The 22,404-nt window shown below is 68.8% G+C and carries 16 protein-coding genes and 1 pseudogene; 9 read left to right on the top strand and 8 right to left on the bottom strand.

Features of this window, described 5'->3' with window-relative positions; genetic code table 11:
- The first annotated feature begins 2 nt into the window (after window positions 1–2).
- The 7 genes from ACIQK6_RS31590 to ACIQK6_RS31560 all read left to right on the top strand — a co-directional run bounded on the left by ACIQK6_RS31590 (window position 3) and on the right by ACIQK6_RS31560 (window position 8,525).
- Window positions 3–2,549 carry an ATP-binding protein gene (locus ACIQK6_RS31590; RefSeq protein WP_402696062.1) on the top strand — a complete coding sequence of 849 codons (2,547 nt, stop codon included), beginning with the start codon at window positions 3–5 and terminating at the stop codon, window positions 2,547–2,549.
- Between the two features lie 55 nt (window positions 2,550–2,604).
- Window positions 2,605–4,482: an NAD-binding protein gene (locus ACIQK6_RS31585; RefSeq protein WP_402696061.1), complete on the top strand. Its 1,878-nt coding sequence runs from the start codon at window positions 2,605–2,607 to the stop codon at window positions 4,480–4,482.
- Window positions 4,483–4,537: 55 nt separating this feature from the next.
- Window positions 4,538–4,981, top strand: a complete 444-nt coding sequence (locus tag ACIQK6_RS31580) for a hypothetical protein (RefSeq protein WP_214346496.1) — start codon at window positions 4,538–4,540, stop codon at window positions 4,979–4,981.
- Window positions 4,981–7,044 (top strand): hypothetical protein, encoded by a 2,064-nt coding sequence (locus tag ACIQK6_RS31575; protein WP_402696059.1) that lies wholly within the window; start codon window positions 4,981–4,983, stop codon window positions 7,042–7,044. The genes ACIQK6_RS31580 and ACIQK6_RS31575 overlap by 1 nt, the downstream gene beginning before the upstream one ends.
- Window positions 7,041–7,571: a hypothetical protein gene (locus ACIQK6_RS31570; protein ID WP_402696057.1), complete on the top strand. Its 531-nt coding sequence runs from the start codon at window positions 7,041–7,043 to the stop codon at window positions 7,569–7,571. Before ACIQK6_RS31575 ends, ACIQK6_RS31570 begins: the two co-directional genes overlap by 4 nt.
- 62 nt (window positions 7,572–7,633) lie before the next feature.
- On the top strand, window positions 7,634–7,858 hold the full coding sequence (locus ACIQK6_RS31565) for a hypothetical protein (RefSeq protein ID WP_402696055.1): 225 nt from the start codon (window positions 7,634–7,636) through the stop codon (window positions 7,856–7,858).
- 109 nt (window positions 7,859–7,967) lie between these two features.
- Entirely contained in the window at window positions 7,968–8,525 is a 558-nt protein-coding gene (locus ACIQK6_RS31560) for a hypothetical protein (RefSeq protein ID WP_402696053.1), read from the top strand.
- A 46-nt stretch (window positions 8,526–8,571) separates the two neighbouring features.
- Here the strand turns inward: ACIQK6_RS31560 and ACIQK6_RS31555 are convergent, their stop codons facing one another.
- Window positions 8,572–11,097, bottom strand: a complete 2,526-nt coding sequence (locus ACIQK6_RS31555; protein ID WP_402696051.1) for a DUF4118 domain-containing protein — start codon at window positions 11,095–11,097, stop codon at window positions 8,572–8,574.
- Window positions 11,098–11,631: 534 nt separating this feature from the next.
- Complete coding sequence (locus ACIQK6_RS31550; RefSeq protein ID WP_402696049.1) at window positions 11,632–12,612, bottom strand: alkylmercury lyase family protein; 981 nt, start codon at window positions 12,610–12,612, stop codon at window positions 11,632–11,634.
- Between the two features lie 82 nt (window positions 12,613–12,694).
- Here ACIQK6_RS31550 and ACIQK6_RS31545 point away from each other — a divergent pair, with 82 nt between their 5' ends.
- Complete coding sequence (locus ACIQK6_RS31545; protein ID WP_402696047.1) at window positions 12,695–13,093, top strand: heavy metal-responsive transcriptional regulator; 399 nt, start codon at window positions 12,695–12,697, stop codon at window positions 13,091–13,093.
- Between the two features lie 460 nt (window positions 13,094–13,553).
- Here ACIQK6_RS31545 and ACIQK6_RS31540 read toward each other — a convergent pair.
- The 5 genes and pseudogenes from ACIQK6_RS31540 to ACIQK6_RS31520 form a co-directional block, all read right to left on the bottom strand.
- Window positions 13,554–13,715 (bottom strand): annotated as a pseudogene (locus ACIQK6_RS31540) (pirin family protein); the annotation flags it as partial.
- Window positions 13,716–14,111: 396 nt separating this feature from the next.
- Window positions 14,112–15,101 carry an aldo/keto reductase gene (locus ACIQK6_RS31535; RefSeq protein WP_402696045.1) on the bottom strand — a complete coding sequence of 330 codons (990 nt, stop codon included), beginning with the start codon at window positions 15,099–15,101 and terminating at the stop codon, window positions 14,112–14,114.
- 178 nt (window positions 15,102–15,279) lie between these two features.
- Window positions 15,280–16,611, bottom strand: coding sequence for a sugar ABC transporter substrate-binding protein (locus ACIQK6_RS31530; protein WP_161295383.1), 1,332 nt, complete (start codon window positions 16,609–16,611; stop codon window positions 15,280–15,282).
- Between the two features lie 63 nt (window positions 16,612–16,674).
- Window positions 16,675–17,676, bottom strand: coding sequence for a carbohydrate ABC transporter permease (locus ACIQK6_RS31525; RefSeq protein ID WP_161295385.1), 1,002 nt, complete (start codon window positions 17,674–17,676; stop codon window positions 16,675–16,677).
- A 4-nt stretch (window positions 17,677–17,680) separates the two neighbouring features.
- Window positions 17,681–18,607, bottom strand: coding sequence for a carbohydrate ABC transporter permease (locus ACIQK6_RS31520; protein WP_402696042.1), 927 nt, complete (start codon window positions 18,605–18,607; stop codon window positions 17,681–17,683).
- A gap of 476 nt (window positions 18,608–19,083) precedes the next feature.
- Here ACIQK6_RS31520 and ACIQK6_RS31515 point away from each other — a divergent pair, with 476 nt between their 5' ends.
- Window positions 19,084–20,538, top strand: coding sequence for an RICIN domain-containing protein (locus ACIQK6_RS31515; protein ID WP_161295389.1), 1,455 nt, complete (start codon window positions 19,084–19,086; stop codon window positions 20,536–20,538).
- Between the two features lie 68 nt (window positions 20,539–20,606).
- Here ACIQK6_RS31515 and ACIQK6_RS31510 read toward each other — a convergent pair whose 3' ends face one another.
- Window positions 20,607–22,358: a beta-galactosidase family protein gene (locus ACIQK6_RS31510; protein WP_402696040.1), complete on the bottom strand. Its 1,752-nt coding sequence runs from the start codon at window positions 22,356–22,358 to the stop codon at window positions 20,607–20,609.
- Window positions 22,359–22,404: the final 46 nt, after the last annotated feature.

Raw genomic sequence — 22,404 nt, 5'->3', positions numbered from 1 at the left:
GCATGACGAACACGCACGAGGCGGGCCCGGTGGCCGACGCGGGACATCAGCTCGTACGGCCCGGGAGGCTCAAGGTCTTTCTGGGTGCGGCCCCCGGCGTAGGCAAGACGTACCGGATGCTCGACGAGGCACACCGCCGGGCCGCCCGCGGCGCGGATGTGGTGGCCGGTTTCGTGGTGTGCCACCGGCGCCGGCACACCGAGGAGAAGCTCGACGGCCTGGAGATCCTCCCGCCGGCCGGACAGGAATACCGTGGCGGCCGGTACACGGAGTTGGACCGTGAAGCGCTGCTGGCGAGGCGGCCGCAGGTGGTGCTGATCGACGAACTCGCCCATACCAATGTCCCCGGGGGCGGCCGGCACCCGAAGCGGTGGCAGGACGTCGAGGACATCCTCGCCGCCGGAATCGATGTCGTCACCACGCTCAACATCCAGCACCTGGAGTCGCTGAGCGACGTCGTCGAGAAGATCACCGGAGTCCCGCAGCGCGAGACGGTGCCTGATGAGTTCGTGCGCCGCGCCCATGAGGTCGAGCTGGTCGACATACCCCCCGAGGGACTTCGGCGCCGCATGGCACACGGCAACATCTATCCCCCGGAGCGGATCGACGCCTCGCTCGCCAACTACTTCCGCCCCGGCAATCTCATCGCGCTGCGGGAGCTGGCCCTGCTGTGGCTGGCCGGGAGGGTGGACGAGGCCCTCCACAAGTACCGTACCGAGCACGGCATCGGGGATGTCTGGGAGACCCGGGAACGCGTGGTGGTCGCCCTCACCGGCGGTCCCGAGGGCGAGACCCTCATCCGTCGCGCGGCACGCATCGCCGGCCGGTCCGCCGGCGGTGAACTGCTCGCCGTGCACATCGCGCGCAGCGACGGGCTCGCCGCCGGGGTCTCGCACGCGGCTCTGGCCGGCCAGCGGGCCCTCGTCGAGCACCTGGGCGGCAGCTACCACTCCGTCGTCGGCGACGAAGTGCCCACCGCGCTGGTGGACTTCGCGATGGCGGAGAACGCCACCCAGCTCGTCCTCGGCACGAGTCGGCGCCGCAGGCTGGAACGTTTCCTCACTGGTCGCGGGATCGGCGAGACCGTCGTGGCGCTGTCCGAGGACATCGACGTCCACATGGTCACGCACGAGCGGGCGGGCCACGGCCGACTACTCCCGTCCCGGCGCCGCACTCTCCCCACCTCCCGGCTCATTGCCGGACCCGTGGCCGGCGTGGTGCTCCCGGTGCTGCTCACCCTCGGCCTCGACCGCATGCGCGGCACACTGAACCTCACCAGCGAGGCGCTGCTCTTCCTGGTGGCCGTCGTGTGCGTGGCCTGCATCGGCGGAGTGGCCTCCGCCCTGATCGCGGCACTGACCGCCGCACTGCTCCTCAACTACTGGTTCATGCCGCCCATAGGCGAGTTCACCATGAGCGACCCGGACAGCGTGCTGGCGCTGGTGGTCTTCGCCGCCGTCGCCGCCACCGTCGCCGCCGCGGCTGACAGGTCCCTGCGGCTCTCCCGCCGTGCGGCTCGAGCCACGGCCGAGGCGGAGACGATGTCGTCCCTCGCCGGCAGCATCGTCCGCGGCGACCAGACGATCCCGGCGCTGCTGGAACGTACGCGTGAAACATTCAGCATGGACACCGTCGAGCTGGCTCCCGAAGCCTGCGACACAGGGGGCGCGACCGAGGCCGCCCTCGTGGTGGCGGCGGGCCCCGAGGCCTTCCTCGTCCTGCGCGGCCGTACGCTGCCGTCTTCCGAACGCCGCGTGCTGGCCGCCTTCGCCGCGCACGTCGGCGCGGCCGTCGAGCGGGCCCGGCTGGCCGAGGCCGCCGCCGAGGTCGAACCCATCAAGGCGGCCGACCGCCTGCGCACCGCCCTGCTCCGGGCCGTCAGCCACGACCTGCGGACCCCCTTGGCAGGGGCGCTGGCCGCGGTCAGCTCACTGCGCAACCAGGAGATCGAGTTCTCCGCCGAGGACCGCGCGGAACTGCTGGCCTCCGCCGAGGTGTCCCTGAACCGGCTCAACCGCCTGGTGGAGAACCTGCTCGATCTCAGCCGCCTCCAAGCCGGCGCCCTCACGCTCGACCTGCGGGCCACCACACTGGAGGAAGTCCTGCCGGCCGCGCTGGACTCGCTGGACCTGACGCCCGACGGCGGGCCCGCCGTCGATGTGCAGAACCTCGAATCGGTACCGGCGCTTCAGGCCGACCCGCCGCTGCTCGAACGGGTGCTGGCCAACCTCGTCGGCAACGCGGTCCGCCACGCGCCCGCGGAACACCCGGTGCTGGTGACAGCCAGCGCCCTGGCCGGGCGGGTCGACATCAGGATCGCCGACCGGGGCCCCGGAATCGCTGCCGACGACCGCGAGCGCGCCTTCGAACCTTTCCAGCGCCTCGGCGACCGCGACAACACCGCCGGACTCGGCCTCGGCCTCGCCCTGGCCCGGGGCCTCACCGAGGCCATGGACGGCACGCTCACCCCCGAGGACACCCCCGGCGGAGGCCTGACCATGGTCCTGTCCCTGCCGGCCGCCACCGATGTGACAGCAGGGCGGTTCTGACCGCATGTCCGCAACCCTCCAGCTCCGAGCGCGAGTCGGGCAGCGCTCCACACACATGATCATTTGTGGTGACGACGGCCTCGCACACCGCCTGGCACAGGAACTCGACGCCGTGTGCGGCGAGGCCGTCACGGTCGTCCTGCCGTCGCGCCGCGAGGGGCACGGCGCCGAGGTCGTCGCCCTGCACCGGGATCCCCACTCCCCCGTGGAGCTGCTCATCTCCGCGCGGCCCGACGAGCAGACCCTCCGGGAGGCCGGCGTCGAGCGTGCCGCGGCGCTTGCCCTCACCTACGGCGACGACCAGATCAACATGACCGCTGCCCTGCTCGCCCGCAGCATCAATCCGTCCGTACGCCTGGTCATCCGCATGTTCAACCGGGACCGCGGTCGCCATCTCGAACTGCTCCTCGACCGGGCCGCAGCCGCGCACGCCGGGCACGACGACGCGTTCATCGACGCGTCCACGACGGTGCTCTCCGACGCCGACACGGCCGTCCCCGAGTTGGTGGCCGCTGCGGCGGTCGGGCACGGGCCCACCCTCCAGGTCGAGGGCAAGGTGTTCCGCGGAGTGGTCCGCCCCGCCGGGACCCCGCCCCACACCACGGACCTGGCCACGCTCGCCGTTCTCTCCGGTACGCACATGGACGACCCACTGGGCGAGGACAGCGCGGAAACGCCGGGCGCCAACGGCACCCAGCTGCTGCCCGACACCGCGACCGCCTATCACCGGCAGTTCACGCACGGCCGGCTCATGCTCGAAGAGGTGACCCACCACCACGCGCCGGCGCCCCCCGCCAGGCGGCGGCGGGCCTACCGGGGCTGGCTGAGCGACCGGCTCGGGCACCTGCCCTGGAAGATCTTCGTATCCCGTGAAGTGACCGCTGTCTTCGGGGTTCTCGCCGCGGCCGTGGTGCTACTGGCCACCGCGACGGCCGTCGTGGAGGACGGACCGCTGTGGAAGTCGGTGTACCTGCCACTGCTGGACATCTTCACCATGGGCGACCCGGCAACCGAAGAGTCCACGGCCCGCCAGGTCCTCCAGCTCATCGCGGGTTTCGTCGGCCTGGCAGTACTCCCTCTCGTCGTGGCCGCCGCGATGAACGCCACGCTGGCCTTCCGCACCGCGTCGGCCAACCACGTACCGGATGCCGGCCTGCACGACCACATCATCGTGGTCGGACTCGGCAAGATCGGCACGCGTGCCCTGGCCCAGCTGTGCACCACCGACCACAAGGTCGTGGTGATCGAGCGGGACCCGCAAGCCCGAGGGATTGCGCTGGCACGCGAGCTCGGCGTGCACCTGCTACTCGAGGACGCTGCCGCTCCCGGAGTCCTCGATCTCGCCCGCATCGGCACCAGCAAGTCGTTGCTGGTCCTCACGCACGACGACGGCGAGAACCTCGACATCGTGATGGCCGCACGCGAGAGCAACCCCCGTGTGCGCGCCGTGATGCGCCTGTACGGCGACGACTTCGCCGCCACCGTCTCCCGCACCATGCGCGCCGGTTACCCGGACGCGCTCACCCGCAGCCGCAGTGTCTCGGCGCTGGCCGCGCCCTCCTTCGCCGCCGCGATGATGGGCCGCCACGTGCTGGGGGTCATGCCGGTGGAGCGCGGATCCCTGCTCTTCACCGTCGTGGACGTCGCCGGCCACCCGGAACTCGAAGGGCACTCCATACACGAGGCCTTCAAGGAACACGAGTGGCGCGTACTCGCCGTCGGCCCCGCGACCAGCCGCCGGTCGGCCTCCTCGACGGACACACTCGGCGGATTCCGCACGGACCGGCCTGCCTTCAACTGGCGACCACCACACGGACGGGTCCTGCGCCACGACGACCGCGTCGTGCTGGTGACCACACGCCGCGGCCTGGACATTCTGATGACCGGTGTCCAGCCACGCCCCGCAGGCCGCCGACCTCATCCGGCCCAATGATCTCGCTTGGACCGAAATCGCTCACCGAACAAGTCACTTTCACCACGGGGGTCCTATGTCATTCGATGCCGAATGGGCAGAGCTCAAGTCAGCCGCTGCTGCGAACCAGACGGCAATGCGGCTCAATCAGCTCGATCCCGGAGGGGGCGGCGGGCCCGGGCCACAGGGGGATCTGGTGGTCACCCAGAAGGACCTGGCGGCAGTAGGTAACGCCGCGTTCAAGCTGCGGCAGAGGCTCGGCACCGATGGGGACCATGCCAAGGCCAGTACGCACGAGGCGGCCGGCTCCTTGAAGAAGGACTTCGCTCTGGGGACCGCCCTCTCGACGCTCGCGGACAAGTGGCACGACCAGGTGGGAACGCTGCTGGACGCCTGCGCCCACATTTCCAACCACCTCGACTACACGCAGAACGCGCACGCCGAAGGCGAGTACTGGATCGCCACCCAGTTCAAGTTCGCGCAGCTCAATACAGGATTCGAGGAAAGGGCGCAGCACTGATGGACCTGGACGCACTGCGTTTCGCGGACTTCTCGAAGCTGTCAACCGCCGTCGCGGACTGGACGGCCATGGCCACGAAATTGTGGGAGCTGGAGTCGGATGCCCGTGGCGACCTCGGCGGTAAAGCCGCGAAGGCCGACTGGGCCGGGGTGAACGCGACCGTGACCCGGGAGTTCATCGGCAAGACCGCCAAGGAGTTCGCCGACGCCGCCACCGAGGCCACGAGTATCGGGAACATCCTGCGTGACACCCACGGTGAGCTCGTCGACTACAAGGCCAGGCTGAACGAGGCCATCCGGCGCGGGCTGGAGAAGAACCTCACCGTGGTGCCGGCGGGCAATGGCGGCTTCACCGTCACGATGAACATCCACCCCGACCGCGCCGCCAAGGGCACGACGGTGCCCGAGCACACCGAGGCCGATGCGACCGCCCTCCGCGACGAAGTACAGCGGATCCTCGAGGGCGCCACCGAGAGCGACACGACGGCCGCCCAGGCGCTGACCATGCTGGTTAGCCAGACCCCGTACGGCTTCTCCGACGCCGCCTACTACGACCGCGACCGCGCCGCGGACGCCATGAAGGACGCCGACCGGATCGCGAAGCTCCTGAAGACCAAGGGCGACGACATGTCCCCCGAGGAATTCGACAAGCTCAATGCCGACCTGGCCAAGTACAAGGACGACCGGCTCTTCCAGGAGCAGCTCGCCACCACGATCGGCCCACGCGGGCTGCTCGACTTCTGGGCCGACCTGGCAGACCCGTCCGACGGCGGCACCCTGCAGCGCTCCCGCCACGACCAGCTCGGCGACTTCCAGCGCAACCTCTCCCTCACCCTGGCCGGCGCCACCCAGTCCGACAGCCCGGCCATGCGCACCTGGGAGAACGACATGGTCAAGCTGGGCGAGGAGCGCATCCAGACCCGCGGCAGCCAGGTCTACGGCTACCAGGTGATGAGCAACCTCATGCGCAGCGGCGACTGGGACAACCGCTTCCTGAACGACTACGGCAACGCGCTCGTCGCCACCGAGAAGAAGATGAAGCTCCCGGCCAACTACTGGAACGGCGGCGTGCCACCAGTGCCGAAGTTGAACTTCATCGGCGAGGACTTCGGCCGCGACCCCATGACCGGCTTCATGACCGCCCTGGCCGCGAGCCCGAACGCCGCGACGGAGTTCTTCAACGCGACGCAGCCCACCGACAACGCCCAGTACGTCCTCGGCGACCGGCAAACCTTCGACGACACGCCCCTCAACACCAAGGACGGCAACGCCGCACGGGAGGCCACGGGCGCCGCCCTGGTCTCCGCGGCCACAGGAGTCGACCCCAACAACATGACAACGCGTCCCGACGACCTCACACCCGAACACCGCCAGGTTCTGGACCGCTCCCTGAAGTACCTCTCCGAGCGCGGCGACGAGTTCCCGTCCGAGATGCGCGACGACATGGCCAAGGTCCTCTCCGCCCACAGCGATGTCGTACACCACTCGGCCAGCGCCATGTCGGACACGCCGGACGACCCCCGCCAGCTCGACCGCCACCACCTCCTGGAGGTGAGCAAGCAGGTCTCCCGCGACCAGAACTCCTACGGCATGCTCAACGAGGCCATGAACCGAGAAATGATCAAAGACATCCACGCAGAACACCCGCGTGACCCCAACGAGACGCTGCAAGATGCGGGCCGTACGGTCGGCTTCCTCGAAGAGGCCCGCTATCAGGCCCTCAAGACCGACAAGGATGACCCCACGTGGGAAGCCAAGTGGGGCTACCACGGCTTCGGCGGAGCCGCCAACTTCATCCCGGTGGTCGGCGACATAGCGCAACGAGGTGTCGACGCTCTCGCCTACCAGTGGCAGCTCGACGAACAGGCGCGGATCGACGCGGGAGTCCAGGACCAGAACGCGAAGACGTTCACGCACCGGGAGAACCAGCTGAGGGCGCTCTCCGAGGAATGGGCCAAGGCGAACCCCGGGCACCCCTACACGCCGCGCACGCTGGAGCAGGAGATCAACACGTCCGCAGTGACGGGGAACGTCGCTGCCAAGGGTCTGGCAGGCACCCAGTGAAGCGCCTGCGCACGGCCATGCTGGCCGCCGCGGGGGCCGCGGCACTGATCTCCGTGACCGGGTGCAGCGAGGGCAGGGAGTACGCGCTGCCGGGCGACATATGCGGCGTGGCCGTCGATTCGGCTCTCATCGCACCGCTGCTTCCGCCTGGAGCCAAGCTGGAGCAGTCGACGTACGCAGCCAGGCCGCACGCTCCGCGGTGCGAACTGACCGTAGACAAGAACACCGTCCTGACTGTGAAAGGCGACGTGACCACGGCGGACGAAGACGTCATGGGTGGCATCGGACAGCGCTTGACGAGCTCCGGCGATCCCGCACAGATCGACGTGGGCGACGCCGCCCGCGTTGCCGACTCCATGGCCGTCGCGGTCGCACGGTGCACTTACGAGGGCAAACCCAGCCAGTTCGTCGTCGAGATCTACCCGCCTGCCAAGGCCTCCGACGTGCCCGCACGCCGTGAGGCCCTCACACGTCTCATGACCGTGTACTTCCCCGCGGCCCAGAAGGCAGTGGGCTGCGCCTCCTGACCGGAATGGCCGCTGGGGAATGCGCGCCGCCCCATACCTTCGACCCAGCTAGGACGCAGCCAGTGCATCACGACGACGAACCGGTCTTCAAGCGGAGCAAGTGGGGAACGAACCGCTACTACTACAACCCTCGCAACCCCGTCGGGCTCGTCCTCATCGCCATCACCGTGCTCGTCGTCGGGACGATGCTGATCCTCATGGCCAACCGGGCCGGACCGTTCGAGCCACCGCCTGCCCCCGCGCCGTGGAATCCCGCGCCGGTCACCACGGGCCCGCCAGGCCACTGAGCCGACGGGGGGGCCGCGGACCGGAGCTCCGTCAAAATGCCGTAGCGATCACATCAGCGGTGCGTCAGGGTCCGATGTCGAGGCCCGTACCGGCCCTAACGTCATCCCCATGGGACGACGTTTCGCGCAGTCCGCGACCGGCGCTCACGCCGGCGCGGAACCTCGAGGACCTATCGCACGCGACATCCACTGGGCCGGCGAGAGGCGCTCGGCCATCGGTGTCGCGTCCCTCCTGTACTCGGCCCTGCTCGCCATGGACGCGGGTTTCGGCGAGCTCGACGCGACCCGCGGCGCCCTCTGGACCGGCCTGGCCACCCTCCTGTTCGTGATCCTGCTGCCGTCCAGGGTCTCCGTAGGTCCCGGTCTGCTGAGCGCCCGAGGACTGCTGGTGGAACACACTGTCCGCACCGACTCCCTCGTCTCGGTCAGGTGGTCCGACGGGGTGGCCCAGCGGATGATCCTCCGCGACACGGAGGGAAGCCAGGTCGAGATCGATCCGACCGTCCTGGCCCGCAACCCCGCGATGTGGCGCCGCCTCGACACGGACACCCGCACATCGATCCGGCGCGGCACTCTGCTGTGCGGCGAGACAGCCCTGCGCCAGCTGGCAGAGCGTATCGACCGCGAGACGGCCCTCACGGTCTTCAAAGTCTCAGGCCTGCAGTGATCGACGGTCGGTGACTTCGGTGCACCCGGGCAGTGGCTGACGCGAGTCACTGATCCTCCGTCGGGGAGGGCGCAGACGGGGTGATCGGCCGCCGGGAGGCCGCCGCCGGAAGCCTGAGCGTCACGGCAAAGCCGGGGCCGACGGCTGCAGTTTCAAGGGTGCCCCCCATGGTCTCCGTAAGGTCACGGCACATCCGCAGGGTCAGACTGTCCGGCGTGCGACTCGGATGTGTGCCGCGTTCCGCGCCCTGCACTTCGTCGTTGGTGCCGTCCGTCATATGGATTTCCACCTGGCCGGACCGGGTCTTGCCAGTCAGCCGCGCGGGCCGGTCCGGCGGGCTGTGGCGCTGGGCCTCGGCCGCCAAGGCGGTCAGCACGCGAGTGAGCACGGCCGCGTCGGCGATCACGTCGGGCAGCAGCTCCGGCAGGCTGCATTGGATCATATGGCCGCCGGGGCCCAAGTCGTCCAGAACGGCGGTCAGCAGCTCATCGAGGTCGACGGGCCGCAGATACAGGTCGAGTGCCCCGGCGTGCAGGCGGCTCAGTTCGTCGAGATCCGAGAGCAGCTGGACCGCACGCCGCACCGACGACCGGGCTATGGCGAGGTTCCGGCTCTCCCTCGTATCCGTGCCGACGCCGACGCCGACGCCATCCAGCGCTTCGTCGGCTGTGCGCAGTGGGCCACGCAGATCGCGGCTCGCGGTGAGGAGGAGCGAGGTCCTGGTGTGCTCGGCTGCGGCGCGCAGGCCCGTTTCGGCATCGTGGGCAGCAAGCCGGCCGTGCGAGTAGGCCATGCCCAACTGGGCCGCGCACGCTCCCAGTACGCGCTGGTCATCGCTGCTCAGCGGGCGCCCTCGCGCAGCCAGGGTGAGGTCGTCGCCGACGGGGCTGTCCACATCCGCGTCGTAAGGGCGCTCGGGTGGATCCTCGCCGGTGCTGGCGACGACGTACCAGCGGGGCTCGGCGGCATGTCCCGTATCGCGTTCCAACAGACTCACCGCCTCCAGGCCGAAGTCCTCCCGTACCTGCTCGAGCAAGGCCGGCAGGTCCTGGCCGTGCATCATGGCGGTGGCCAGCCGACTCAGTGCCCGGGCCTCGGAACTCGCGCGGACGGCCTGGTACGTGCTGCGTGCGGCTGCACCCGCGGCCATGCCGACGATGACGGCCGTGACGACGTACACCACCAGCGCTATGACGTCGGCGAGGTGCTGGACGCGCAACGAGTGCATCGGCGGGGTGAAGTAATAGTCGGCCAGCAGTCCCGCGGCAAGAGCGGCAACCAGTGCGGGAGCTAGGCCACCGACCAGGGCGACCACGACAACAGCCAGCAGGTAGAGCACCAAGGCAAGGGAGAGGTCCACGTGCTCGCCCAGGAGAACCAGGAGGGCGGTCAGGCCCGGGAGCGTAATCGCCGCGAGCAGCATCGCCGTCCAGAAGCGCCGTGGGCCGGTGGCGCGGCTCGGATGCGGCAGTCGCAGGGCGGAAGTCGAGCCGGCGGCGTGCTCGTGGGTGATCACGAGTACGTCGATGGGGCCGGATCGCCGGATCGTCCGGTGCCCGACACCGCCGCGGAGGAACGTGGAGAGCCTTCCGCGGCGGCTCGCGCCCAGCACGATCTGCGTGACGTTCTCGGCCTCCGCGAACTGGAGCAGCGCCTCGGGGATGTCGTCACCGGTGGTCTGGTGGTAACTGCCGCCCAGCGACTCCACCAAGGCCCGCTGGGCCGCGAGGGTGGCGGGATCGCCGTGGGTGAGGCCGTCGCTCGGTACGACGTGCAATGCCAGCAGCTCACTGCCGGGGACTCGGGCGCTGATCCGGGCGCTGCGGCGGATCAGAGTGTCTCCCTCGGGGCCGCCGGTGAGGGCGACCATGATGCGCTCGCGGGTTTCCCAGGGGGTGGTGATGCCGTGTTCCGCGCGGTAGCGCTGCAGTCCTTCCTCGACGCGGTCGGCGAGCCACAGCAGGGCGAGTTCGCGCAGGGCCGTGAGGTTGCCGACGCGGAAGTAGTGGGTGAGGGCGGCATCGATGCGGTCCGAGGGATAGATCTCGCCGTGCAGCATGCGTCGGCGCAGCAGCTCGGGCGGCAGGTCCACCAGTTCGATCTGGTCCGCGCGGCGTGCCACCTCGTCGGGCAGGGTCTCACGCTGCGGGACACCGGTGATCTGCCGGACCACGTCGCCCAGGGACTCCAGGTGTTGAACGTTGAGCGTGGTGACTACGTCGATCCCCGCGTCGAGGAGTTCCTCGACGTCCTGCCATCGCTTGGCATGGCGGGAACCGGGCACATTGGTGTGGGCCAGTTCGTCGACCAGGGCGACCTGCGGCTGGCGGGCGAGCACCCCGTCCAGGTCCATCTCGGTGAAGCTCGCCCCCCGGTACTCCATGGCGCGCCGGGCAATGATCTCCAGCCCCTCGGCGAGGGCAGCGGTGGGCCGCCGCCCGTGCGGCTCGACGAAACCGACGACCACATCGGCACCGGCCGAGGCCAGCCGCTGCCCTTCCTCGAGCATCGCGTACGTCTTTCCCACCCCCGGGGCGGCCCCAAGGTAGATCCGCAATCGCCCACGCGCCATCGACGGGCTCCTGCCCGCTCGTCATACCGCTCGCCTTCGTCCTTCCATGGTGCGCCCACAGGACCGCCTGCGCGCTCCGCCACGCAGCGACCCATGTGCCAGTCGCTTCCTGGTTCAGGCTTCCGGCACCGCGCCATGCGGCTGCCGTGCCTGGAGGCAGTTGATCAGATCGAACGGCACGGTGGCCGCTCAGCACCCGTGCGAAACCCCTTGTTTGCCCGGCGCGGAAGCCCCCGAAGACGCGGACCAGGACGAGCAGCGCCCGGACGACCATGTAGCCGAAGAGCATGTGCCACAGCAGCTGCTCGTTGGTCCACGTGGTGCCGTGGGTGAGCCGCGCGAGAGGGTCCTTCGATGCCGCGTCGAGAAGGCAGTGGAAGGTCTGGCGGGCGTGCTCGTTCCTCGCACACGGCCTGCCGGTCCATAGGCTCCGTCTTCGTCATGGCCCTGACCGCTCTCGGTCGCCACTCGGGATTCCGCCCGGTCCTCAAGGATGCCCGCTCCAGGGCGTCCTCTCACCGGCCATGGCCGAGTTCAGCTGTCCTGGAGGAGCGGGCCGAAGGTCTGCTGCCCGATCTGCACAGCTCGGTCCTGGCTGACGACCTGGCCCCTGACCTCGCGGTGCGCCTGCTGCCACTGCTCGGCCGATGCTCGGCTGGAGAAGAAGATCAGCGCGTCGCAGCACACTGCGGCGGCGGGCCCGTTGCCGTCGCTGCGGCCGATGAAGACGACCGCGTCCGCCGGCTGCCAGAGCGTGGTGCCACCGGTGAACGTGACGGTGACCGGCTTGCCGTTGACCGGGTCGGAGGAGGAGATGCGTACGTCCTGGCCTCCAAGCATGGCGGAGACGCCGAGCGCGTCGACGGCGCACATCGACCACACTTCCACACCGCTCGCCAGCCGCATCCGGTGCCGGGTCTCCACCGCTGAGAAGGGGTAGGCGGCGCGGACCCGCCCTGCTTCGTCGAGGGTCAGGAAGTCCTCACGGTCGAGCTCGGCGAGGACATCAGCGGCAGTCCTTCCCGCTCGCGCGGCGACGGGCTCGAGTGCCGTCGGGTCCGGTGCTGTGCCGTGGGTGGCGACGTGCCGCAGCACCGCCTGGTGGACGGCGCGCAGGCCGCGCTCGGCCGGGGCCTTCCGGCCGCAGCCGGCCCGGCCGATCGGGTCCAGCAGCTCCGCCTCGCAGAGCTCCAGTCCGTCAGCAGCCGGGGCGGGCTTGGTCCCGGACAGGGCCTGGCGCAGGACCCGGATGCTCGGAGCCCCGTCGGCGTGTCCGTCCGCGTCCCGGTAGAGACGGCAGGACACGCTCGCCGGGGCGCCAGCCACCGCGAATGGGTCGATGCCGTCGAGCAGGACCGTGGGAGAGCCCGTCATTCCCCAGCGGGCGGCCTCGGCCTCCTCGCGTACCTCGACGAATTCCACCTCAGCGCTCCGGCCGGCGAGCGCGGTGGTGATCCGATCCCGTACGACCGGTGCGTTCGGGCAATCGGGCACGGTCAGGATGGTGATCCGCATGTGCGCCGTCCTCCTCGTTCCTAGCTGTCGCCGACGGTAGACCTTCCACTGCGCTGGAAGGTCAAGGCGTTAGCGTGGAGGTATGCGTATCGGCAAGCTGGCGGTGGCGGGCGGGCTGACCACCAAGACGATCAGGTTCTACGAGCAGGCCGGACTGCTACCCGCGCCTCCGCGTACTTCCGGCGGCTACCGCGACTACCCGCAGCAGACGGTCGCCCGGCTGGGCTTCATCCGCGATGCCCAGGCGGCCGGGCTGACTCTCGCCGAGATCCGCTCCGTGCTGGCCCTGCGGGACAGCGGGCAGGCCCCCTGCGCGCGGGTCGGGGCGCTCATCGACCAGCATCTGGCGGAGATCGAGCGGCGGATGGCCGAGCTGCGCGAGGCCCAAACGGAGCTGCGGAAGCTGGCCGGGCGGGCGGCGGTGACTGATCCCGATTCGTGTTCCGAGGGCGAGATCTGCACCATCCTCAGCCGGTCCTGACCGGCACCCGGTCCGGGACGAGCATCCGCTGAACGCGCCGCCAGGCATGGGGCCCTGTCGGCGCGTCCGCGGCGGCTCCAGCACGGCGCCTTGTTGACTGCCTACAACCTCGCAGGCCGACCTGCGCCGCGGGCCAACTGCGGGCTTGGACCCTGAAGGGGGAGTCGAACCGGCCCTGTCCGGGGCAGCCGAACGGTTCGCGACCGGCACCTCTGCGTGACGCGCCTCTGCCACGAGGAACCGTCCGACTCTCCCCCCAGAAATCTAACTACTCGTCAGTAGAGTCAGCAAAGTGTCAGCATTCGTTCGACTAGACCTGACCACACCCTGATCCACATGAGACTCGACGCCAAGATCGAAATGCCATTGCCGAGATCGTGTCGACTCCCGCCTGACCCTCGGAAGCGGAACGATGCGAGCCGCCACGTACAGCCCGCACCCTTGATGACATCAGCGCTGTTCAGCGCGTTCTACCCCTGGGCTTCAAGCGAGTTGGGGGAAGTTCCGGGGCAGGAATCGGAGCGCCGTCGTAGCCCTTCACCTCGCCGAAGCGACTGCCGTTCATCCAGTCCTCGCGGGCCTGTGCGATATCCTCTTGGGACCGTCCGATCCAGTTCCAGAACCATTGGATCTTCGTACGTTTCCCCAGGTCAGAGCGTTGCGAGTCCTCCAAAGTCACCAAAAGTCAGCATCAGGCCACTGAGGCACGACCACAGCCACGCAGATCTGTTCCTCCCCGAACTGGGATCGCAGCGCCCCGCCATGCCCGGGAGCATTGCCGGGGGTGCCGCCAGGCCGATGCCCTGACAGTCCTCTGACGCGGTCGGCCCGCGATTCCGACATCGGCCGCAGCCAGTCGTCAGCGATCCGTATGACCCGCGCCGGTGGAATTGCCGTCGCCTCACAGTGCACCGTCCAGCGGCCGCTGGCCATAGCTGTCGAGCTCGCACCGTAAGCACTCATGCAGTTGATCCCCTCGGGGCAGAACCTCGACAGTCCGTCCGACCAAGTGCATTCCTCAGCGGCTCAGCGCATCGATCTCTGCCAGATCACTCTCGGACAATGATCCTCCCTGCAGGGCGTCGAGGTTCTGGTCGAGTTGATTCACACTGCTCGCACCGATGATCACCGACACCACCCGGGGATCGCGCAGCACCCATGAGATCGCCAGCTGCGCCAGGCTCTGTCCGCGGTGTTCTGCCAGTCGGCCCAGCGATCGCAACTGCACCAGCTTGGCCTCGGTCAGGGCTCCCTCCTTGAGGAAGTGCCCGACGGACATCCGCGACCCGGCCGGCACCTCCCCGTCGAGATATCGGCTCGTCAGAAGGCCCTGCGCGAGCGGTGAGTAGGCGATCAGGCTGGTCCGGGTATCACCCACGGCGTCCAGTAGTCCGTCCTCCACCGTGCGGTCCAGGACCGAGTACCGGGCCTGGTTCAGCAGGACCGGTGTGCCCAGCTCACGCAGGATCGCCACCGCCGCGCGGTGTTGTTCGGCCGGGTAGTTGGAGATGCCGGCATAAAGAGCCCTGCCGGAACGCACCGCCGAGTTCAGCGCCCCCATGGTCTCCTCGAGCGGGGTCTGCGGATCGTAGCGGTGTGAGTAGAACACGTCCACGTACTCCAGACCCGTCCGCCGGAGCGACTGGTCCAGGCTCGCCAGTAGGTACTTCCGGCTACCGCCGTGTCCGTACGGGCCGGGCCACATGTGGTAGCCCGCCTTGGTGGCGATGAACAGCTCGTCGCGGTAGGGACGGAAGTCCTGCGCGAAGAGACGGCCGAAATTGCGCTCCGCGCTCCCGTTGGGCGGGCCGTAGTTGTTCGCCAGGTCAAAGTGCGTGACCCCCCGGTCGAAAGCCCGGCGAAGCACCGCCCGTTGCACCTCCAACGCGTGGCCCTCACCGAAGTTGTGCCAGAGGCCCAGCGAGATGGCGGGCAATTGCACACCGCTACGTCCGGCCCGACGATAGGCCATACAGGCATAGCGGTCCTGCTCGGCGAGATAGTCCATGGATTACATCCTGCCCGACTTCGATCAAATTCGGAAGAAAATCAACACACTTCAACATCGCGGGAGTGTGGGTCGAACTGCCGTGGGAGGAGGCGAAGTCCTGGGCCCTGGACGGGCGCCAGGACACCCGGGGGCCCCTCTCCCACTGCCGTTGCCGGACGGGCCGGCGCCGAGCCCTCTATTCGACGACGGTGAACCCCTGCTCCGTGCCGTACTTGGCGATGGTGGCCCGCCAGGCCTCCAGCCCCTGGGTCAGTGTCGTCGGGGAGACGTAGGCCTTGCCGACGGTGTCGTTGAAGACGGAGTTCGCGTACACCTGGTACGGCAGGTACGACCAGCCCGCGGCGACCTCACGGGCCGCGTCGGCCAGGATCCGGTTGGCCTGCTGCCCCCCGAAGTAGGGGAACGGCGTGTCCAGGAAGGCCGGAGATTCCAGGTCGGCCCGCGTGGCGGGGAAGGCGCCGTCGGAGACGCGACTCGTGGCGCCGGCCCCTGTGGTCGCGTATTCGATGAATGCATAGGCCAGCGCCTTGTTCTTCGACGCCTTCGGCACTGCGAGGGAACTGCCACCGTTCTCCGCACCTGCCTTGGCGCCCTTGGTCCACTGCGGGAGGGGCGCCACGCGCCAGTCCCCCGAGGCGGCCGGTGCGCCCGAGGTGAAGTTGGCGGGCATCCAGGCGCCTATGGAGAGGGTCGCGATGCTGCCGTCCGACAGACCCTGGTACCACTCGTCGCTCCACGACGTGACCGGCGCGAGCAGTCGCTCGTCGATGAGCTTCTGCCAGGTGGACGTGTACTGCGCCGTGCCGGCGTCTTTGAAGTCGATGCCGATGTCGGTGCCCGCCACCTTGTACGGGCGTCCGCCCGCCTGCCATATCAGGCTGGTCGTGGCGCCGGCGTCGCCGGTGTCGTTCGTGATGTAGAGCTTCGGATCCGCCTTGTGCAGGGCGCGCGCCGCTTCGACGTACTCGTCCCAGGTGGTGGGGACCGCGATGCCGTGCCGGTCGAAGACCTTCTTGTTGTAGAACAGCGCCATGGGTCCGGAGTCCATGGGGAGGGCGTAGATTCCCTTCCCGTACCTGACTCCGTTCCAGGGGCCGGTGGTGAAGGTCTGGTCGAGGGCTGAGGCGCCGTAGGAGGAGAGTTCTTCCAGGGATTTGCCGATGGCGAACTGGCCAATGGCGTAGTACTCGACCTGAGCAACGTCCGGGGCTCCCGAGCCGGCGGTGATCGCGTTCTGCAGCGCGGTGTACTGCTTGTTGCCCGTGCCTGCGTTGACGAGTTCGATGTCCACCTTCGGATGCTTCTTCTCGAAGTCGGCGGCCACCTTCTTCAGCGTGGGCTCCCATGCCCACACCGTCAGCTTGCCTCCGGCTTCGAGTGCTGATGCCACGTCCTTCGCGGAACCGTCGGTCCCCGGGTCCGGCGAACCGCAGGCAGTGGCGCCGAGGGCCAGGGCGCACGCCGTGGCGACGGCGGCGACGATGCGACGGCGGCTGTTCGATCTCATCGGTGGTGCTCCTGATTCGGTGTGCGGACGAGGTGGATCGGGCGGGAGGGCTGGACCGGCGCGTCACTCCTTGACGCTGCCGGCGGCCAGACCGGACTGCCAGTAGCGCTGGAGCAGGAGGAAGACGGCGACGATCGGCACGATGGTGAGCAGGGAGCCGGTGATGATGAGGTCGAAGACGGGCTCCCCGCCCGCGGTCCTGGCTTGGGCGCTCCATGCGTTGAGACCGAGGGTGAGCGGATACCAGTCCGGGTCCTTGATCATGATCAGCGGCAGGAAGTAGTTGTTCCAGGTCGCGACCATGGAGAAGAGCAGGACCGTCACGGTTCCCGGCATCAGCAGCGGGAGGGCGATCCGGAAGAAGATGCGCAGCTCGCCCGCGCCGTCGATGCGGGCGGCTTCGAGCAGTTCGTGCGGTACCGCTTCCGCGGTGAACACCCACATCAGGTAGAGCCCGAAGGGCGAGATCAGGGAGGGGATGATCACCGCCCAAGGAGTGTCGGTCAGTCCGATGCCGCTGAACATCAGGAAGGTGGGTACGGCCAGGGCCGTCCCGGGGATGGCCACCGCTCCGATGACGACGGCGAACACGGCGCGGCGGCCTGGAAACTCGTACACCGCCAGCGCGTATCCGCCGAGGACGGCAAGCAGTGTTGCACCGCCCGCGCCGGCGGCGACGTAGAGCAGGGTGTTCAGGGTCCAGCGGAGGAATACGCCGTCGTCGTAGGCCAGCGTGCGCGCGATGTTGTCCCAGAGCTGGACGTCCTTGCCGAACCACAGGCCGAAGGACCCGAGGAGGTCTTTCTGGTCCTTGGTCGCGTTGATGACCAGCCATGCGAGGGGAAGGAGTGTGTAGACGAGGACCAGGCCGGTGATCAGCGTCAGCGGGATGCTGGGCCTGGGGTCGAGCGGGGTGTGAGCCCGTCGGGGGCGGGGCCCTGGCGACCTGCGGGGCGGGTCTGCGGCGGGTCCGGCTGATCCGGCGGAAGCCGCGATGGGGTCCGCGCCGGAGCGTGCGGTGCGCTCCCTGGTGTCCGAGGAGGCACCGGTGGAATCCGTGATCATGTTCTCAGCCCTTCCGCATGCCGCGGAGCTGGACCGCGTAGGCGATGACCGCGGTGAAGACCCCCATCACGATGGCGACGGTCGCCGCGTAGTTGTGCTGCTGGCCGGAGAAGGCCAGCGAGTACGTGTAGAGGTTCGGGGTGTAGTCGGTCGTGATGGCGTTGGGAGCGAGGTTCTGCATGATGTTCGGCTCGTTGAACAACTGGAAGCTGCCGATGATCGAGAAGATCGTCGCGATGACCACCGCTCCACGGATGGCCGGCAGTTTGATCGCCGTGACGATCCGCCACTCGCCGGCGCCGTCGATGGCCGCCGCCTCGTAGAGAGAACGCGGAATCACCCTCAGGGCGGCATAGAAGATCAGAGTGTTGTAGCCGACGAACTCCCAGGTCACGATGTTGCCGATGGAGGTGAGCACCAGGGAGGGCGAGAGCGGGTCCGGTAGGGACAGGCCGAACGCGTCGTTCAGGTTGCCCACCAGGCCGAACCTGGTGCCGTAGAGGAAGCCCCACATCAGGCTGGCCACCACGGCCGGAACGGCATAGGGCAGGAAGACGGCGACCCTGAAGACGTCCTTGCCGTACAGGCGGCCGCCGTCGATGGCGAGCGCGACGAACAATGCGATACCCAGCATGACCGGCACCTGGACGAGCAGGAACAGCCCTACCCGGGCCGATCCCTCCCAGAACCGCGAATCGTTGAGCACTTGGAGGTAGTTGGCCGCGCCGACGAAGGAGGTACCGCCGATGAGCCGGTCACGCATCAGGCTGAGGTAGAACGCGTACCCGATGGGGGCCAGGAAGACCAGGGCGAACACCGCTGCGAACGGACCGGCGAACCCCCAGCCGACGAGGGCGTCCCGCCTTACACGGGGACGGGCACGGGAACGAGGCGGAGGGCCTGCTTTTGCCGGCGTCGGCAGGAGCGTCATGGTGGGTCCTTGTGTCAGTGACCTGGGGTCCGCGACCGAGGGAGAGATGAAGGCCTCCGGGCCGGAATCGGCCTCATGGGCAGGACCTGATGGCAAATGTTTACGTAATCATCGGTCACGCGATGGTGGCATTCCCCTTGGGGAGCGTCAAGCATCTTGCCTTCACTGACCGAAAACCAGCCGTCGACCCTCGGAGTCCGGCAACCGCGGAAGCTCAACTCGCGGCATCCACAGGCAATGCGGCCCGGCCCCCCACCCGGGCGCCTCCATCACGCCGACACCGCACCCGAGCCGGTTGTGACGATTCGCGTCCGACCGCTTGACACGCGCTGGCGCGGCTCTCAGACTCGCAGCCAACCGCTGAGTGTTTACGTAAACATTACAGAGGTGGAACGGCGACTTCACCGGAGCCTGCTGCACCGCCGGCTCTCCAGCCGTGGGCGCCTCCTTGCCCGCCAGCCCATCGCGAGGTACTCATGCGACGTCACCCCCCATGCCTGCTCCCCCTGTACGCCGTTGTGGCAGCCCTCTTTGCGAGCCTCCTCGGCGGTCTCGGCACCGCCGCGGCCTCCCCTTCCCCCGTGACCGTCGTCAACGCGACGCAGTTCACCGACCCTGCCGGCCGCCCCGTGCACGCACATGGCGGTGGGGTCATCAAGGTGGACGAGTACTACTACTGGTTCGGGGAGGACCGGAACCCTGACAACAGCTTCCGCTACGTCTCCGCCTACCGTTCCACCGACCTCAGGACGTGGGAGCCCCGCGGTCACGTCCTGTCCCAGGCCAGCCACCCGGAGCTGGCCACCGCCAACATCGAACGCCCCAAGGTGATGTACAACCGCGCCACCGGACAGTTCGTCATGTGGATGCACAAGGAGGGCAGCGCCACCGACTACAGCGAGGCCCGTGCCGCGGTGGCCGTCTCCTCCACGGTCGACGGCGACTACTCCTGGCGCGGGAGCTTCCGGCCGCTGGGGCACATGTCCCGGGACATCACGACCTTCGTGGACACCGACGGCACCGGCTACATGATCTCCGCCGCCAACGAGAACGCCGATCTCCACATCTACCGGCTCACTGCGGACTACACCGGCGTCGAGACACGGGTGCAGAAATTGTGGGCCGGCCAGTGGCGCGAGGCTCCGGCCCTCTTCAAGCGCGACGGCGTCTACTTCCTGGTCACCTCCGGAGCCACCGGCTGGGCGCCGAACCAGCAAAAGTACGGCACGGCGGACAGCATCACCGGCACCTGGAGCTCGCTGCGGGACCTGGGCGACGGCAGGACCTACGGTTCCCAGACGGCCTTCGTGCTGCCCGTCGAGGGGACGTCCGGTGTCACCACCTACCTGTACATGGGCGACCGGTGGGGCAACTCCATGGGCGGTATGGTCAACGACTCGCAGTACGTATGGCTCCCGCTGAAGTTTCCCACCAAAACCACCCTGTCCATGGACTACTACCCGCAGATCACCATCTCCACGGAGAACGGAACCGTGCGTGGGATCGGCGACTGGAACACACTGACCGCCGCGCACAGCGGCAAGTGCGCCGACGCCGCAGACTGGTCGGTGGCCGAGGGCGCGGCGTTGATCCAGTGGGGCTGCGCGGCAGGCAGTGTCAACCAGCAGGTGTGGTTCCGGGGCGTGGGAGACGGCACGGTACGGATCATGCTCCGCCACAGCGGGAAGTGCCTCGCGGTCCGGGACTCTTCCCCTCATGACGGTGCCGCCATTGTCCAGGCCGCCTGCAGCGACGCACCCGAACAGCGGTGGAAGACGGCCCAGGCCGGCCCGACCGGAATGCGGCTCGTCGCCCAGCACAGCGGCAAGTGCCTGGACGTCGCGGACCAGTCCTGGGCCGACGGCGCCCGGCTCGTCCAGTGGACGTGCCACGGCGGCGACAACCAGAAGTGGCGGCGCTCCGCCGTCTGACGCGCCTCCTGCCGGCGGGGCCGTGCCCGTGTCGGGCTCGCGGCCCCGCACGGCCTGCCCTCGTGGCGTCAGTCCTCCACGGGGCCGAGGTCCGGCGCGTCCCGGAAGGCCACCGTGCGTTCCCGGCCGGGTGCGTGCAGTTCGAGTACGACGACTTCGTTGAGGCCCGTGCGCAGTACCGGACCTGGCACGTAGAGCGAGCGCTGGGGGCCGCGCGACCAGTAGCGGCCGAGGGCGAAGCCGTTGATCCAGACATTGCCCTTCGTCCAGCCGTCGAGGTGGAGGAAGGTGTCGGCCGCCCGGTCCACGTCGAAGGTGCCACGGTGGAAGGCGGGCCCGGTCGGCGTGCCCGGCCCGGAGCCGAAGGGAAGGTCCTCGATCGCGGTGAGCGGTACCGGACGGCTGGTCCATCCGTGGAGCGGAGATCCGTTCAGCAGGACGTGGCCGAGCAGCCCCTTGCGGTCGTGGATGCCCTGGCCGTAGTTGACACGGCCCTGGTTCTCGACGAGGACGGTCAGGACGGCGCCGCGGCGCGGAGCCGTGAAGGTGAGGGCGTGCTCGTGGCTCTCGCGCTCCAACACCCCTACGGGCTGGCCGTCGAGGAAGACCTGGGCCCGGTCGCGCACCTGCTCGACTTCGAGCAGGGAGGGTCCAGCATCCGGCAGTTCCGCCTCGTACAGCACGAAGCCGTAGTTCTGGCCGAGTTCCTCCATCGTCAGCGGTCGGTGCGCGGCAATGGCGTCCCCGAGGGCCGGCGCGGTGTCCAACAGAGCGATGCTCTCGGTCAGTGCCACCGCCTCCAGGCTGAATTTCGCAGCACGTGGCGGCGGGGGCTCTGAGGGGACGGGAGCGTAATTGGCGATGACCTTGCGGAAGGCGGCGAACTTCTCGGTAGGGTCGCCGGCCTCGTCGAGGGGTGCGTCGTAGTCGTAGGAAGTGCTGGTGGGCCGGTAGGTGTGCTTGTCGTTGGCGCCGTTCATGAAGCCGAAGTTCGTGCCGCCGTGGAACATGTAGAAGTTCACGGAGGCGCCCGTGGCTAGCAGTTCGTCCAGCTCCTGAGAGGCATGTTCGGCAGCCCGGACGACGTGGTTCCCGCCCCAGCGGTCGAACCAGCCGATCCAGAACTCCGTGCACAGCAGGGGCCCGGAGGGCCTGGCAGTCCTCAGGGTGGCGAGGTGTTCGGTGGAGCGGCTGCCGAAGTTGGCGGTGGCGAGCACTCCCGGCAGCGCCCCGCGTTCGAGGTCGGCCGGCTGATCACAGGTGAAAAGCGGCACGTCGACGCCGTGCCGGTGCAGTGCACCCGCCAGGTGCTCCATGTAGGCCGTGTCGTCTCCGTAGGCCCCGTACTCGTTTTCCACCTGTACCGCCAGCACCGGGCCGCCCCGGGGGGCGAGCCGGTCGTGCAGGGGAGGCAGAAGCCTGCTGAAGTAGTCCTCGACCGCGGCGAGGAACCGCGGATCGCGGCTGCGCAGCCGCATGGACGGGTCGGTCAGGAGCCATGAGGGCAGACCGCCGCCCTCCCATTCGGCGCAGATGTAGGGGCCCGGGCGCAGGAGTACGTGCAGCCCCTCGGCGGCGGCGAGATCGAGGAACCGGGGCAGGTCGAGGCCGGCGTCCATGCGGAACTCGTGGGGCCGCGGCTGGTGGAGGTTCCACGGTACGTACGTCTCCACCGTGTTGAGGCCCATGAGGCGGGCCTTGTGCAGCCGGTCGCCCCAGTGGTCAGGATGGACGCGGAAATAGTGCAGTCCGCCCGAGATGATGCGGAAGGGATCCCCGTCGAGCCGGAATCCGTCGTCTTCGATCTGGAGAAGGGGCATGCGCGTGCTCCTCAACTGAGCAGGGGGGCGCGGTTTCGCGCTCGCG

It is taken from the genome of Streptomyces sp. NPDC091682 (assembly GCF_044756625.1).
Taxonomy (GTDB): Bacteria; Actinomycetota; Actinomycetes; order Streptomycetales; family Streptomycetaceae; genus Streptomyces.
This window is presented reverse-complemented; position numbering and strand designations above follow the sequence as displayed.